The following is a 15894-nucleotide window of genomic DNA, read 5'->3' as shown; positions in this document are numbered from 1 at the left end:
TTTGCCCCGGCAATTTAGGATAAATAGCATTTGTGGCAGGTTAGAGACACCTGCCAGCATCAATTACATGTTGGGATAGTTAGGACCACCAGCGCCTTCTGGCGTCACCCAGGTGATATTTTGACTCGGATCTTTGATGTCACAGGTCTTACAGTGAACACAGTTTTGCCCATTAATCACAAACTGTTTATCACCGTTTTCATCTTCGTTGACCTCGTACACACCTGCCGGACAGTAACGCTGTGCAGGCTCAGCATACTGCTCAAGGTTCACCTTGATAGGAATAGAGGCATCTTTAAGTTGCAAATGACAGGGCTGCTCTTCTTCATGGTTGGTGTTGGATAAAAACACCGACGACAGCTTGTCAAAGCTCAGTTTACCGTCCGGTTTGGGATAGTTGATTTCCTGAGAGTCTTTTGCCAGCCTGAGAGAAGCGTGGTCCAGCGTGGTATCTTTGAGTGTAAACGGCAGTGAGCCGGAAAACAGGTTTTGATCAACCATGTTGTAGGCGCCACCTAATATCCGGCCAAACTTGTGCATGGCCGGGCCAAAGTTACGCGACTGGTAAAGCTCGTCATACAGCCAGCTACTTTTAAAGTTATCGGCAAACTCGCTTAAATCTGCGCGATGGTTTTCTTCTGTCAGTGCAGCCAAAATGGTATCCGCAGCTATCATACCCGACTTCATCGCTGTGTGATTACCTTTGATTTTGGCAAAGTTGAGCGTACCTGCATCACAGCCAACCAGTAAACCGCCAGGGAAGTGCATTTTGGGTAACGCATGAAAGCCGCCTTTGGCAATCGCTCGGGCACCATATGCAACGCGCTCGCCACCTTCCAGCGTTTCTTTAAATACTTGCTGATGTTTCATACGCTGAAATTCGTCAAACGGGCTAAGGTAAGGGTTTTTATAGTTCAGGTCGATGATTAACCCGACGACCACCTGATTGTTTTCACCGTGGTACATAAAGGAGCCGCCATGGGTTTCATTATCGAGCGGCCAGCCCGTACCATGAACGACTTTACCTTCCTGATGTTTGGCAGGATCAATCTGCCAGATCTCTTTAAAACCAATACCATAATGTTGTGGGGTCGCGTCTTTATCCAGAGCAAATTGACTAATTAGCTGTTTGCCCAGATGGCCACGACAACCTTCGGCAAATACTGTGTACTTGGCTCTGAGTTCCATACCTGGCATGTAACTGTCTTTTGGCTGCCCCTCTTTGTCTACGCCCATATCACCGGTGACGATGCCTTTAACTTCATCGTTTTCAACGATCAAAGAGTGCGCACTAAACCCGGGGAAGACTTCAACACCCAGTTGCTCTGCCTGCTCAGCCAGCCAGCGACAGACATTGCCCATGGAGACAATATAATTGCCTTCGTTTTTAAAGGTCTTGGGAACAGCAAAATGTGGGATGCTGGTCGCTTTATTCTGATCTTTAAACAGGTAGATTTCGTCTTCAGTCACTTTTGCTGTAATCGGGGCATTTTTTTCTGCCCAGTTCGGGATTAATTCGTCCAGCGCTTTAGTTTCAAAGACAGCTCCAGACAAAATATGTGCTCCGACCTCTGAGCCTTTTTCAACGACACAGATCATCAGTTCTTGTTGTTTTTCCTGTGCCTGTTGTGCAAGTCGGATCGCGCACGATAAGCCCGCAGGGCCCGCGCCAACGATCACAACATCAAATTCCATGGTTTCGCGTTCGACCATTTTTACCTCACATAGATTGACGGTAGTTTAACTAAAACGAGGCTTTAGTTTTGTTAAGGTTATTTTAGGTTGACGTTTACGTCAACAGGAAGTAGTCTGGTTTCATTAAATTGTTTTGTTGACGTGTACGTCAGCCCTATAGAATAACCAGATGATGGAGTAACCATGAAAGTACTTGTGCCAATCAAACGCGTGATTGACTACAATGTCAAGGCAAGAGTCAAGGCCGACAACAGTGATGTTGATCTGACCAATGTAAAAATGGCAATGAACCCGTTCTGTGAGATAGCGGTAGAAGAAGCAATCCGCCTTAAAGAAGCCGGTACAGCCAGCGAAGTAATCGCAGTATCAATCGGCGATAAAGCGTGCCAGGAACAACTGCGTACGGCACTTGCTCTGGGTGCTGACAAAGCCATTCATATTGAAACAGATGCCAAGCTGGAGTCGCTGCACGTTGCTAAATTGCTAGCAAAACTGGTTGAGCAGGAAAGCCCTGAACTGGTTATTCTGGGTAAGCAATCCATCGATTCTGACAACAATCAAACTGGTCAGATGTTAGCTGCATTGACTAAACGTCCGCAGGGCACCTTTGCGTCTAAAGTCGAAATCGCTGACGGTAAAGCGGTTGTTACGCGTGAAGTAGATGGCGGTCTGCAAACGGTAGCACTTAACCTGCCTGCGGTTGTAACCACAGATCTGCGTCTGAACGAGCCGCGTTATGCATCTCTTCCTAATATCATGAAAGCCAAACGCAAACCACTTGATGTAATCGCCGGTGACTCGCTTGGTGTTGATCTTGCGCCACGCGTTGAGTTGATCCGTGTTGAGGAGCCAGCTAAACGTGAAGCGGGTATTATGGTAGAGAGTGTAGAAGAACTGGTCAATAAACTAAAAACTGAAGCTAAGGTGATCTCATGAGCGTACTAGTCATTGCTGAACACGAAAATGGTGTATTAAAGCCAGAAACGGCAAAAGTGGTTCATGCGGCGAGCAAGCTTGGCGCAGAGATCCATGTTCTGGTCGCGGGTCATAACGTTGGAGCTGTGGCTGAGGCTGCGGCACAAATCGCAGGCGTAACGGCGGTTAAGGTGGCGGACGACGGCGCACTTGATCATCAGTTGGCTGAAAGCACAGCGGATTTGGTTATCACACTTGCTGAAGGTTACAGCCATATTCTGGCTGCGGCATCGACTACAGGTAAAAATATCATGCCTCGCGTTGCGGCATTGCTGGATAAGTCGCAAATTTCTGAAATTGTAGACGTGGTAGATGCAGACACCTTTATGCGTCCCATCTATGCTGGCAACGCCATTGCTACGGTTAAATCATTAGAAGCACAAAAAGTTATCACCGTGCGTGCCAGTGCGTTTGACGCGGCCGGTGAGCAAGCCCCTGTTGCTGTTGAATCACTTACTACGTCGGTTGAAAACACCAGCAGCAGCTTTGTAGGTGTTGAACAAACTGAATCAGAGCGTCCTGAGCTGACAGCGGCACCTGTGGTTATTTCCGGTGGTCGTGGCATGCAAAATGGTGAGAATTTCTCTTTACTTGAAGGAATTGCCGACAAACTGGGTGCTGCCATTGGCGCATCACGTGCTGCGGTAGACGCAGGCTTTGTACCAAACGACATGCAAGTCGGGCAGACAGGTAAAATTGTCGCACCGGACCTGTATATCGCGGTGGGCATTAGCGGTGCCATTCAGCACCTGGCCGGTATGAAGGATTCAAAAGTCATTGTCGCCATCAACAAAGATCCGGAAGCGCCGATCTTCCAGGTGGCTGACTATGGCCTGGTGGCTGATTTGTTCGAGGTTTTACCTCAGTTCGAACAAGCCCTGTAACGACAAATTCTGGTTGTTAAAGCCGTGAGTACGCAGGTGCCGCGGCTTTTTTCGTTTATTACGGAGTTACACCAAGTCACACTGCGTGTTTTTTGCCGTCCAGGCGTGATATGCACCTACCTAAACCCAGTCAATGCAAAATGTCAGTAGGAGCAGGCCAGCTTCCTGTAAGAAAACATCTGTGTTGAACAAACATATCTGCTTGTTTATTTTGGCACCGGGTCAAAATAGCTCATACAAGTCAGCAAGCATGCGACATATGCGCATTTATTTCAAAAAAACCACAGTGTTACCGCACTGACAGGGGTCATTTTAGCTCATTGTGGTGTAAAAACATTCAATTTGGTGGCATATGAGTCGTGTTCTCTATCAGGCTGCAATAATTCGTTCATTGAGCACCGTTAAGGTCGTCCCGAAATTTATTAAAACCCCTTTTCTGTGCGAGAAAAAACATGAAGAACACTCTACCGACTGGTATATCGAAAATCTGTGCTGGCGTTGCCATTGCACTGGGCCTGCTGAGTACGTCTGCCTCAGCGAATACATTACAGGGCGAATTGACTGATGCGCAAAATAAGGCGCGTTTTGAGGGGGCAAAGGTCATCATCAAGGAATTGGGCCGTGAAGTCAGCTCTGAGCGAAATGGTGAGTTTAGATTCATCAACCTGCCTGCCGGAACTTACACGCTGGAAGTTCGCTATATTGGCGCACAATCTGTCACTCAGCAAGTCGTGATTAAAGACCAAGAGGTTACTCAGACACGAGTTGTGCTGAGTGCCTATCAGGGCGAAATGGATAATATTATTGTCAAAGGGCAGCGTGCAGGACAGGCCGGAGCCCTGAACAGACAGAAAAATGCCGATGGCATTAAATCTATTGTCAGTGCAGATAGTATTGGTCAGTTACCTGATCAGAATGCTGCCGAAGCGCTGCAACGCTTACCGGGTTTATTCATTGAGCGAGATCAGGGGGAAGGGCGTTTTGTTGGGATCCGAGGCATTGATCCTAACCTGAACAACGTCACCATTAATGGGGCTGCTGTACCCTCACCGGAAGGTGGTGTTCGCAGTGTGGCCATGGATGTGCTTCCGAGTGAAATTATTCAGAGTCTGGAAGTGAGCAAGACAGTCACGCCTGATATGGATGCGAATGCGATTGGTGGCAGTATTGAAGTGAAAAGCTTAAGTGCGTTTGACCGCGAAGGGGAAAGCTACAGCTTTAACGTTCAGGGGGCATATAATGAGCAAGTTGAAAAGAGCAGCCCCAAATTGTCAGCCAGTTATAGCGATATCTATGAATTAAACAACCAGACTCAATTAGGGGTTGCAACGGCTGTTTCCTGGTTTGAGCGTAAGTTTGGCTCTCACAACATGGAAACAGATGGCGGCTGGATGGCGCTGGAAATGGACGACGCCAATACTGGTGAAGAAGTGACATTATTTGGCGCCGAAGAAATTGAGCAGCGTCTGTATACCATCACGCGTGAACGTCTGGGGGCTGCACTGAATCTGGATCTGCACCAGGGTCTGTTCAATAAGTATTACCTGAGAACCATGTACAGTGAATTCTCGGATAACGAATTCCGTCTGCGTAACGAATACAAGTTCGACAAAGGCGAGTATCTGAGCGAACAATCTGGCGATACTATGGCCTACTTCAGTGGTGCCGAAATGGATCGGGACAGCAAAGACAGGTATGAAGAGCAAAGCATCTTGTCTGTGGTGGCCGGTGGCGAGCATTTGGTCAGCGATTGGTTTATAGAGTACAGCCTGGTGTACTCAAAGTCAGATGAGCAGGAGCCTGACCGTTTAGATATGGCATTTGCGGCTGAGGATTTGACGTTAGGGTATGCCAGCCTCGGTGATACGCCTACTTTGTCTCGCAGTGAAGGCGCTCATCAGTTAAATGGCTTCGAACTGGATGAAATCGTTCATGAAAATAACCTGAGTGAAGACGAAGCGACCAGTTTTAAGCTGGACCTGACAAAAGACTTAGTGATTTCAGGTCATAATGCAGAGCTTAAATTTGGTGTTAAATATCGCGACCGTGAAAAGCTCAACTCAGTCAATGCGGTCGTCTATGACGGCGGATTTGATGATGTGACGGCAGAGCAATTCAAGTCCGTCGCACCTGAGTATGACCTGGGTGACTTTGGTCCGGGTCTGTCTGAGCAGGGCCTGCAAAGCTATTTTGCAAATAACAAAATTGCCTTCGAGCGCAATGACCAGGAAACCAGCATAGAGTCTAAAGGACGCAGCTATCGCTCTGAAGAAACGGTCAGTGCGCTATACGCCATGATTAACATAGATTTTGGTAAACTTAATTTGATCACCGGTGTGCGATATGAAGACACCGACTACACTACCCGTGGCTATCGGGTTTCACTCGAAAAAGACAAACTAACCGACAGCGAACAGGTCAATATCAGTTCCTGGGAAGTAGATAAGTCGTATGATCACCTGATGCCAAATCTGACTCTGCGTTACGAGCTGGCTGACGATGTGATTTCACGGTTTGCTTATACACAAACGATTGCCCGTCCAGGGTTTGAGGAAGCCGCGGCTTATCAACTACTGGAAAGCGAAACGGATGAAGACGACGGACAGGTCGTGACTGAGCGAGAGGGTGAGGTAGGCAACCCCGATCTGGACCCTTACGAGTCTCACAACTTAGATTTATCTGTTGAATACTACACAGGCAGCATTGGGGTTATGTCAGCGGGTTTGTTCTACAAGCAAATCGATAACTTCATTACTGAACAGGAAGTACAGGATCAGGCCCAATGGTCAGGTTATAAGAAAGTCATGCAGTACGTTAATGGTGGCGAGGCAGACCTGACAGGTATTGAGCTGGCTTACAGCAAAAACTTTAAAAATGGGTTGATGCTTTCTGCCAATACCACCTTAATTGATGCCGATGACAAGCTGACCCGCCAGTCAGACACCGTGGCGAACCTGATGGTGGGATATGAAGATGACTCCGTGAGTGCGCGTCTGAGCGGCAACTACAAAAGTAAAGCTTACCTGAGCACAGAAAACGATGCCCGTGTATATCAGGACGACCATATGCAGCTGGACTTAAGCGTTAAATACTTTTTCACTGAGCAAATGCAGGTGTACTTTAATGCCATTAATCTGACCGATGAGCCGCTATACATTTATCACGGCGAGCAAAAGTACAACTTCCAGTATGAACAATATGGCCGCTCTTTCGAGCTGGGCTTTACATACACTTCTTTCTAACCCGTTTAGCGGAGCGTGCCGGGGAAACCCGGCACTGTGTTCTATTTATGACTTTAAAGCGATTTGTCGTTTCCTGCCTGAGTGTGTCTGCTCTGGCCTCTTTTGCAGCCCAGTCAAATAATTCGGTGTCCTTCCTGGCATTTGGTGACGGCGGCTATCACCCGAACTACCCCAAGCTAAAACACATCCACAAGCCAAAGAACAAAGCACAATTCATTGCTGCAGAGCGGGCAGACTGGATAGCGGAGCATCGACCAGTTGAGGAGTTTAATCACGCGCCGGTTTACGTTTATCCGGGCACAGACATCGCCACGGAGCAAACTGGTGCACTTGCAACTGGCAAAGCGATGGCTAGTTTATGCGAACAGAAAAAATGTGACTTTGCTATCCAGTTGGGCGACAACATATATCCGGACGGTGCCGGTGCCAACGATGGCAAGGATGATCAACAGCGCATGAACGACCTGATCCTAAAACCGCTGCGTCCGTTGTTTGAGCAGCAACCGGATCTGGTTGTCTACTCCGCATTGGGCAACCATGACTGGAAAACGTCACGAAAAGGCGTGAAGCTTCAGACAGAATGGATGGCAAAACAACCAAATTTTTATATGTCGCCCAAGGGCTATTACAGCTACACCATAGGTGAACCTGGCAACGATGTAGAGCTGTTTGTACTGGATACCAATATGCTGCTCTCAGGTCAGCACTATTACGAGGTACCGTTACGCCTCGATGGCAGTGAGCAGAGCTTAGCCAGCGCGCTTGCATCCGGCCAGGCAGAGGTTGAAGAGATCGAACGTCATGAGGTCCCAGTCAACGGCGAAGATCATCGGCAGCTTGCCTGGTTGGCAGATGGATTAAAGCACTCTAAGGCTAAGTGGAAACTGGTGTACGGGCACCATATTTTGTGGTCAATCGGTGGTTCCAAATATGACGAGGGCCATGTACTGAGAAGGCTCATTTTACCAGAACTCTGCCAGTATGCTGATGCTTATATTGCAGGGCATGAACATGATCTGGAGCTGCTCACAGACGATTGTAGTCGTGTGATGCCAGGCAACGCTAAACCAAAGCTCCCCTTGATTATCAGCGGAGCGGCAGCAAAAATGCGCGGAACACATACACCGTTTGCACAGCAGCAGGAGAAGCGCTATGCAGAATACGATCTGATATGGTCAAAAAGTTTCATCTGGGGTTTTGCCCATATTGAGCTGGATAACAATCAGGACAAACTGAATGTGTCTTTTTACACGACACCACATGACCAAAGTGGCAAGCTTAAGGCTGAACAGTCATTTAGTTTTGCAAAACGCAGTAACTGATAAGCAAAGGGATAGCACGGTAGGCCAGTGCTGGGGCTATCCCACTCAAGCTGTCAGTGTTTCAGAGCAAAAAATTCATGGTATTCGGTAATTTGCACTATAGTTAAACTCACGCAATCAGACATGCGTTCACCACTTACTGCCATCAGGCGAGCTAGGTACTGTTATTGTCGAATATGAGTTGAGCTGCCAATGAATACCAATGATCCTTCCATGGAAGAAACCTTATTTTTCGGCCAGTTATTGGAAAACTCCTCTCCAATTGAGTTACTCAAACAAGTGTTAATGCGCTCGCAGCACGCCATAGTCGTCACTGACGCGAATCGTGATGAGGGTTACCGTATTGTGTATGCAAACAGGGTATTTTGTCGTCATACCGGCTATGAACTTGCAGAATTGGTCGGCCAGTCAACTGCCATATTACAGGGGCCCAAGAGCAACCGCAGAGTATTAGCCAGGTTAAGTCCTACACTGGAAAAAAACGGCTATTTTTATGGTTCTTCGGTCAATTACAGAAAAGACGGCTCTATGTATCCGGTTGAGTGGAATATCTCAGCGATAACAAATGAAGCGGGGGAGGTGACACATTACATTTCCCTGCAAAAAGATCTCACTAACATGCGCCGTCTGGTGCGGCAGATCAGAGAATCGACCAACGTGTTTAAGCAGTTTTATCAGGAATCGGCTCGCCAGGGCAGCCGTTTTGGTAAAGGGGCCGATTCTGTTCTGAATGCATTGAAAAGAAGTGCGAAGCTACTCAATGGCCGATTGCATCTCAAAGACAATGTTGAGCTTTTTCAGGAAGCGTTTCCGTATCAGGAGCCAGATGAAAACAGCTTCGATGAACTGTTTTTTGATCTAGATGAAGATTCAGGTAATGGTGCTGATCAGCGCCTGAACAAACAAGCTATGTCTGCTGAGGCGTTCTGGGCAGACAGCCCAATCGAAGAGGAAGATGTTGAATCCATTGTTGGGGCTCTGAACGAGCTGGAATCCGAAACAGGTTTAATAGAACTGAACGGTTATTCTGAAGCGCGATTTAAGAATGTCGCAAGACTCTATAAAGAACTGGCCAATACCTTGTACTTTTGTATTGAGTTCAACGACGGGGCATTGATGATTGATGAGGTAGCGGATCGTATTGAGTCTCAGGCTGCGGACTCCACCTTTCCTATTGAGTTTTTGCTGATGTTTAATAAAGACATTAACAGCTGGCTTAACGATGTGTTTGTCGAAAAAGAAACTGACAATGTTTTTGGTGGCGAAAGCAATGCGATTATGGCCGGTGAGCAGTTGTTATCTCTTATCGGTGAAAGCTAATTGGCTGACCGGTGCCATCGGGGCGATTGCTGATGTTAACTCAGAAGGAGTCCTGCTCTGAGCATACAAAGGCCACCCAACCTAACCTGTTATCACATCCCCAGTGATGAGCTCTGAACAAGTTCCCGGAGCTCAGTCATTAAATAGTAATAGACAAATTTTATGTAGCACGCTTTTTGCCGAGGCATCGTGAACGGATAACACGCTGTTCTATAGGACTTTTTGTGCCAGTTGGTTGCGGTGTAATTATACAGCGCTTTGTTTTGGGGTTCCTTTACTATATATATTTTTTACTTGCCACTTTGGAAAGTCACTGCTAATCTTTAGTTTCCGTAATGGAAAGTAAAGGGATGACTATGAACAAAGATTCAAATATTGGGGCAGAGGCAGCACGTGCGTCTCTTATTGCGGCGAATGGCGCCAAACGTCAGGCCAATCTTCTTTTAAGGCCGCCCGTTTGGTTAAACGTACTTATTAGCCTGCTGGCCGCACTGGCTACAACGGCAAGCGCTCAGGCAAGTCAAAGTAGTTTCTGGACTTTGATAGCGATAGGCGCAGCACTGAGTGTTATTGCATTGGCACTGGGCTGGTCTCATTATCTGAGGGTGTCAGGTGTAAAAGCAAAACCCCTGAAAGGTGCATCGAAAAAAACGTTAACTACTGTTACTCTGGCGTTCTCGAGTGCCTTTATTGTATTGCTCGCAATCTATCTGACCAAACAGGGGATCTGGCAGTCCGCTTATGTCGCAGGTGCGATGATTTTCCTGTTTAGCAGCTTTGCTTTTTACAAGCTGCCGGCGGGAGAATGGCTGACAAAGGATTCTGGCAATGAGTAAAGCCTGCTTTGATTCGCTTATTCATGCTCATAATCGGCTACAGATCTGTGCGTTACTTCACCCCGTTTCAGAGCTTGAGTTTTCTGTGGTTAAAGCGCAGCTTGAAGTCAGTGATTCAGTGCTATCTAAACACGTCAAGGCACTCGAGCAGGCTAACTACATCTCAGTGGCAAAACGAGCCAGCTTATCTCGCCCGCGCACCTGGCTGTCCTTAACCGAGCTAGGTGAAACAGCTTATCTTGGCCATGTTGCGGCGCTTAAAGAGATTGTTGGCTTGTAAGGGCATCAGCCAAAAATAATTCTGATCCGACCTTTATTTGAGGTGTTTGACTGACACTCATCAGGTTATAGGTTCAACAGCATGGTTGTTGAACCTGAAAAGCCGAGCAGCCATTGCAAATAAGGAAAGTGCTCTGTTTTTGTGACAACAAAGCCTTTGCGCGTGTAGAGTTTTTTTGCTCTGGCATTACTGTCAATCACATCCAGCCGCACTGAGGTGTAACCGCGTGCCTGAGCATGAGAAACTATGCTATCCAATAACCTGGAGCCTACGCCCTGTCCCCGACAGGATTCTTGCACGGCTATACCGTCCATCACCATTTCATTCTTTCCAGGCTGACGTTCATAGAGGCTAAACAACAAACAGGCACGTATGCCGCCCAATATCCCTAAATGCTCGAACAGTCCGCTTGTATCTAGGCCTGCTGTTAACGAGCCACTGACTTCACTAAAACCTGCAATCCCTACCGGTTCATCGTTTTTCAGTGCAACGAATGAATATTCTGGTAAGAAACAGCTTTCCAAGACTTCGAGTCGCTTTGCTTGGCAGGGGATTGCATTGGCAAACTTGTTTCCGAATGCCTGGTCATAAAGGCGAGCAATCGAGTGACTATACTTTCTATCCCATCCATGTTGTATTTTTATTGTCACGGTATTTCTCCAATCAATGCACACTTGTCTGTCAATTTCTTTTATGACATACCAATATGACGTAAAAACGTCTGGCGCCGCATGGAAGGGAGCTGAGCGCTCCCTGAGTTAACGAAACTTACAGTTTTTCCAGGATCACTTCTGCTTTACTGACTTCAAATGTCTTCGGTGCTTCGACCAATAAAGTGGTGACAACCCCGTTTTCAACAACCATAGCGTACCGTTGAGAGCGGATCCCACCAAAGCCTTCTGTATCCATCTCCAGACCAAGTGCTTTGGTAAAGCTGGCATCACCGTCGCCTAGCATCATAATTTCGCTTGCATTGTGCGCTTCACCCCAGGCTTTCATCACAAAGGCGTCGTTCACTGAAACACAGACAATGGCATCGACTCCTTTGGCTTTGATTTTGTCAGCCAGGGTGACATAACCTGGCAAGTGAGCTGCAGAGCAGGTCGGAGTAAAAGCGCCTGGCACGGCAAACACAACGACTTTTTTGTCAGCAAACAGGGTGTCACTCTGGTGTGTGACCATGCCATCAGCTGTCAGTTCACTCAAAGTGGCTTGGGGCAAGGCGTGTCCTTGTTCAATCATGATTTTTCCTCATCGGATGTTATGGAGATTAGCTCTATTCTAGACGTAAAAGCGGTGTTTAAACACGGACAAAAAATAAGGTTAAACTAATTTCTGAGAAAAGGAGAGCAAGGAGTTGGTGATAACCCTGTCGCCGCGAGTTATCACCGGTATAGACAAGCTAATTACTTGATCCATGTATAGAACTAAAGATGTGGCTTACTTTCGCATTCTCAGTTGGACCAGAATAGCCATGACAATTAAAACAGTTTGCAGCTGGTTGCAGATTGTTCGGGCCTGTATAGACAACCTCACCAAACCCTTGTTGTGCATTGGTTTCCATCGTTGTGTTTGCCAACTGTATAGACCCACGCTGATTGTCGCGATTCTTAGAAGATTGACTCACATTATTTAACCACAGCCCGCCAACAAGTTTGTACTTAGCCAGTACTCGTAATGAGTTATAGGTTGGCATACGCTTAAATACTTTGTTTAACTGCTCGTTAAGAGAAATGATATTAGCTCGATTATGCTCTGCCTGGTTGTCTCCCTCGGCCGTACCCTGAGCATAAACCTGACAGACTTCCGTCGGTGTACCTGTCAAAGGAGATTTGCCGGTTTTGGTGGGGTCGATCGTTTTGTTAAACTCACAATTTACATCTGTATTTGGCAAGCTGGCTGCACATTGCTCACTGGCAAAACTCCAGTCAGAGGCTGGCTGATTTGCTTTTTGGCAATCCGGTGCATTGTATTTATGCTCAAAAGTTGCCCAGATAAACTCAGGGTGGTCTTTGGTGCTAATGACCAGATGAAACCCCACCATGCCATACAGTTCATCAGCGTCGATTTCGCCATTGTTGTTGGTATCTGAGCGCACCCACACGTAATTAAGCATGTCCTTTTCAGTGATCTTACGCCACGATGTTTTAATCTCAGTAGTACCGGCGGGTAACGTTGCAGAGCCTTGGGCAACATTACACATACCTCGGTCAAAACGAGTCTCGTAAAGTACGATATTCCCATTTTGGTCATACAGAACGGCGTTATTCAGTGCCTGATTCATCTCATGAGGCGCCGTAAAGTCTTCATTGGTGGTGTGTGGATCTTTATCCCCTCTGACAAACAGTTTGGATTCCAGTGTATTGGGCGCACAAGAGTTCTGATCACTACCGAGATAGATGGCATAGCGGTCCTCATTTAAGAAGGTCCGATCCTTGCCATTTGGTGCGTTGATTAGAGAGATAAACCATTGCCAGGAAAACTGATAGAACTGACACAGATTCTGCCCACCACCCGGAATTTCGTTTGGTGGATGATTGGGGTTCGTTACCCAGTTAATATTTGCAGGGCAAAACAAGGGATCCTGGCTGGCTGTATTGTCAGAGTCAGTCGCTGAACCTGAAGGTTCAGTAGAGCATGCAAGCAAGGTCGTGAGTGCAGCACTGAGCAGAGAAAGCTTGAGGGGGTGCATAACAAATTCCTTTCAATATCGAGACGGTCACCCTAACTCTAGAGCAATTTTAAGAAGTTACCATTACTGGGTATTACACATTACACGCAGCTGACTCTCCGCTATTTAGAAGTACTTGGAGGTGGTTATCTTGTGAGAAGCCTCGGTGGCTGGGTCAACAGATAAGTTGTCGTGGAGGTGCTTAATTAGTTTTTACGCATAAGCGATGTTTTGATGTTACCTTTAAATTTAATTCAGATAAACGATAGGGCCGGTTTACGATCGAGTAAATCAGTAAATCAGTAAATCAGTAAACAGCGTCGGTAATTTTCTTACAGGATATCACTTATCGTATGGTTGGAGTTCCGTATCATGCAATTGACTATTTAGACTCGACAAGTGAGTCGTGTGAAGATGAGACTAAAGTGTCTCTTAAATGTGTTTTTATAACGAATAGGGAGTATTGAATGAAAATTTGGACAAGAGTATTTGCTGCGTTATTAGTCACCGGTTCTGCTCAGGTCAATGCAGAGTCGAGAAGCGGTTATGTGTATCGATTATATGCTGATCCAACAGATGTTGTGATTGTCTTAAAAGACAATAATAAAGTAAATGTGAATGGTGAGTGTGGCTCAAACTTTTACCATATAAGCCGCTCCGCAGTGAATTTTAGCGAGTTTTATAGCTTAGTTCTTTCGGCAGCAGCAGCCCGAAAACCAGTTTACCTGGAAGTTGGGAGTTGCTCAGGTCAAAGGAATATACTTACTCATGGGAGCGTACAGTTTAGCGATTAAAATTGTCTGAAAAACTAGCTATCGAAGTGTTGAGTTATGTGTCACTGCTGTTTTAAGCATGGTACTGAAATGACACAGAATGATGGATACTAGCTAAGATGCCAGTTTTGAGCGGTTGATGCCCATTCAAAACTGGCGTCAGACAATGAGTCGTTTTACTTAAGAGTAGTCATACGTCTCGAAAGACATATCGACTCACATTGTAGATTCACCCTCACCGAAAGGTTACAAGGCTTATCCGGCTTTACCACAAATTTCTGGCAATTTCTTAAGGATTCTTGTGATCAAGTGTTGCGCGGCATGCTCTGCTGAATCAACATACTCATTATCACCATTTGCCCAGTTCGTATCTGAATTGAAGCCTCGGACATGATACTGGCCGGCAGGCTTGCCATTGATAGAATAATCTACCGTTGAAACAGCCATGCCGTTAATGTTTAACTGCTCGTTGTAGGTATAAAGCATGTTTAGTTTAGGTGTCACTTCGACAACAATATCTTTAGATGCAGTAGGGATAAGAGGAGTAATCACATCCTGATGTACGGCATTAAACCATTGTTGAACACCGGTTGCGTTTACTTTCCAGCTAATCGCGTCTTTGTTTTGGCGAATGTCCATAACTGGGTTAACTACATAGGCGCAATTTGAACTGGCTAATTGAGCTGAAATTTCTTGCTGTTCTTTGCTCACTTTTTTAGGCAGCTTACTTACTTTCATCTCGACGTCGACAACGGCCAATGCACTGGTTGAAATAAGCGCAAGAGGAAGTATAAGAGTTGATAGTTTTTTCATTGTTACGCCTTACATTCTTTCGGTAATTCTTTAACAAGTAGATTGTCAGCCAAGTTAATTAACGAACCATTGTTATCTCTGATCTGTATACGCTTGCCTTCGCGCGCAGTAATTTTACCCACGCTATTGAACTCTCCTAAGGCATTGTATCGAGTATATTTTGTACCAGTTAAACACGATTCTTGCTGAGCAACCTTAATATCATGCTGAAGCATCTCTTTGATTTTAGAAAGAGCAGTATTTACTGTTGTTCTATATAGCGCAGCATTTTCGTCATTCCATAGACGGATAGAGTCCATACCACCGTTTCCGACTGTATCGGAAATATAGGTAAATGAATTGCGATAATCAGGTTTGGAAACTGAGACCTTGCCTTCTTTCGCTACATACAGTGTTGCGTTTGTTTCAAACAAAACGACTTTGAAATTGTCGAAAAACTGATAGTGTGTGTAAAGATAAAGAGCGGCTTCGCCATCTTTTAATGTAGAGATTTGCGCTTTAATTTTATCTTCGTCAAGATACTTAGTCTCAGCGCGTTCTTTCGTGTCTTTTGCGTTAAACTCTGAAATAAGTACAGGGTTAAACTCTTCAACGATCAACTTGCGAAAATCCAAATCAAGTGTGTTGTTTAACAGGGGAGCCGCAACACCAAATGCACCGATTGCTCGGTCCTCATTAATTGAGGAGTCAATCGCAGTAGTGATGAGTGCACCCACTAAACCGCCAGCAGCTGCCCCACTGGTACTATTAGAAAGATTTACAGCAGGTCTAACTTCATCTTGAAGTACCAAGTTGTATGTACGGGTTTGTTGGGCGGCGTCTTTGGTCTTTTGTGTCATTGGAATGCTTTTCATTCCAGAACACCCCTGTAAAATCAGGCCTATAGTACCGATAAGTAGTAGCTTTTTCATAAATATTTACTTGTGCAATGTGTTTAAAAGTCGCGCATTATATAGTTGTTTTAAAAGTAGGTAAAGTGAAGGAGCGACGGTTAGTTTGTGTTGGAGTCTTAAGCAAAAAAGGTGCTGTGATATCGCTGTCAATTATTGCAACGGTACCAGGAACGATAAGTCTTTGAGCCAT

At 46.0% G+C, this 15894-nt stretch carries 14 protein-coding genes; 8 read left to right on the top strand and 6 right to left on the bottom strand.

From position 1 onward, the window contains the following. Nucleotides 1–63: 63 nt before the first annotated feature. Nucleotides 64–1713: an electron transfer flavoprotein-ubiquinone oxidoreductase gene (locus tag CWB99_RS03250; protein WP_138552473.1), complete on the bottom strand. Its 1650-nt coding sequence runs from the start codon at nt 1711–1713 to the stop codon at nt 64–66. Nucleotides 1714–1878: 165 nt separating this feature from the next. On the opposite strand from CWB99_RS03250, the gene CWB99_RS03245 reads away from it, so the two are divergent. The 7 genes from CWB99_RS03245 to CWB99_RS03215 all read left to right on the top strand — a co-directional run bounded on the left by CWB99_RS03245 (nt 1879) and on the right by CWB99_RS03215 (nt 10554). Further along, nucleotides 1879–2631 carry an electron transfer flavoprotein subunit beta/FixA family protein gene (locus CWB99_RS03245; RefSeq protein ID WP_138552474.1) on the top strand — a complete coding sequence of 251 codons (753 nt, stop codon included), beginning with the start codon at nt 1879–1881 and terminating at the stop codon, nt 2629–2631. Next, nucleotides 2628–3554, top strand: coding sequence for an electron transfer flavoprotein subunit alpha/FixB family protein (locus CWB99_RS03240; RefSeq protein WP_138552475.1), 927 nt, complete (start codon nt 2628–2630; stop codon nt 3552–3554). The genes CWB99_RS03245 and CWB99_RS03240 overlap by 4 nt, the downstream gene beginning before the upstream one ends. Nucleotides 3555–4006: 452 nt before the next feature. Further along, nucleotides 4007–6796, top strand: coding sequence for a TonB-dependent receptor (locus CWB99_RS03235; protein ID WP_138552476.1), 2790 nt, complete (start codon nt 4007–4009; stop codon nt 6794–6796). Between the two features lie 47 nt (nt 6797–6843). Continuing rightward, entirely contained in the window at nt 6844–8118 is a 1275-nt protein-coding gene (locus CWB99_RS03230; RefSeq protein ID WP_138552477.1) for a metallophosphoesterase, read from the top strand. A gap of 192 nt (nt 8119–8310) precedes the next feature. Continuing rightward, complete coding sequence (locus CWB99_RS03225; RefSeq protein WP_249331646.1) at nt 8311–9438, top strand: PAS domain-containing protein; 1128 nt, start codon at nt 8311–8313, stop codon at nt 9436–9438. A gap of 356 nt (nt 9439–9794) precedes the next feature. Continuing rightward, on the top strand, nt 9795–10274 hold the full coding sequence (locus tag CWB99_RS03220) for a hypothetical protein (protein WP_138552478.1): 480 nt from the start codon (nt 9795–9797) through the stop codon (nt 10272–10274). Continuing rightward, nucleotides 10267–10554: a transcriptional regulator gene (locus tag CWB99_RS03215; protein WP_138552479.1), complete on the top strand. Its 288-nt coding sequence runs from the start codon at nt 10267–10269 to the stop codon at nt 10552–10554. Before CWB99_RS03220 ends, CWB99_RS03215 begins: the two co-directional genes overlap by 8 nt. Nucleotides 10555–10619: 65 nt before the next feature. On the opposite strand, the gene CWB99_RS03210 is transcribed toward CWB99_RS03215, so the two are convergent. The 3 genes from CWB99_RS03210 to CWB99_RS03200 all read right to left on the bottom strand — a co-directional run bounded on the left by CWB99_RS03210 (nt 10620) and on the right by CWB99_RS03200 (nt 13246). Further along, nucleotides 10620–11204: a GNAT family N-acetyltransferase gene (locus tag CWB99_RS03210; protein WP_138552480.1), complete on the bottom strand. Its 585-nt coding sequence runs from the start codon at nt 11202–11204 to the stop codon at nt 10620–10622. A 118-nt stretch (nt 11205–11322) separates the two neighbouring features. Beyond that, nucleotides 11323–11796 (bottom strand): peroxiredoxin, encoded by a 474-nt coding sequence (locus tag CWB99_RS03205; protein ID WP_138552481.1) that lies wholly within the window; start codon nt 11794–11796, stop codon nt 11323–11325. A gap of 160 nt (nt 11797–11956) precedes the next feature. Continuing rightward, nucleotides 11957–13246, bottom strand: a complete 1290-nt coding sequence (locus tag CWB99_RS03200) for a hypothetical protein (RefSeq protein ID WP_138552482.1) — start codon at nt 13244–13246, stop codon at nt 11957–11959. Nucleotides 13247–13692: 446 nt separating this feature from the next. On the opposite strand from CWB99_RS03200, the gene CWB99_RS03195 reads away from it, so the two are divergent. Then, on the top strand, nt 13693–14019 hold the full coding sequence (locus CWB99_RS03195) for a hypothetical protein (protein ID WP_138552483.1): 327 nt from the start codon (nt 13693–13695) through the stop codon (nt 14017–14019). A 234-nt stretch (nt 14020–14253) separates the two neighbouring features. Here the strand turns inward: CWB99_RS03195 and CWB99_RS03190 are convergent, their stop codons facing one another. Continuing rightward, nucleotides 14254–14811, bottom strand: a complete 558-nt coding sequence (locus tag CWB99_RS03190) for a hypothetical protein (RefSeq protein WP_138552484.1) — start codon at nt 14809–14811, stop codon at nt 14254–14256. A 2-nt stretch (nt 14812–14813) separates the two neighbouring features. Continuing rightward, a complete protein-coding gene (locus tag CWB99_RS03185; protein ID WP_138552485.1) occupies nt 14814–15722 on the bottom strand; it encodes a hypothetical protein in 909 nt (302 codons plus the stop codon). Nucleotides 15723–15894: the final 172 nt, after the last annotated feature.

This window comes from Pseudoalteromonas rubra, assembly GCF_005887095.1.
Taxonomy (GTDB): domain Bacteria; phylum Pseudomonadota; class Gammaproteobacteria; order Enterobacterales; family Alteromonadaceae; genus Pseudoalteromonas; species Pseudoalteromonas rubra_E.
This window is presented reverse-complemented; position numbering and strand designations above follow the sequence as displayed.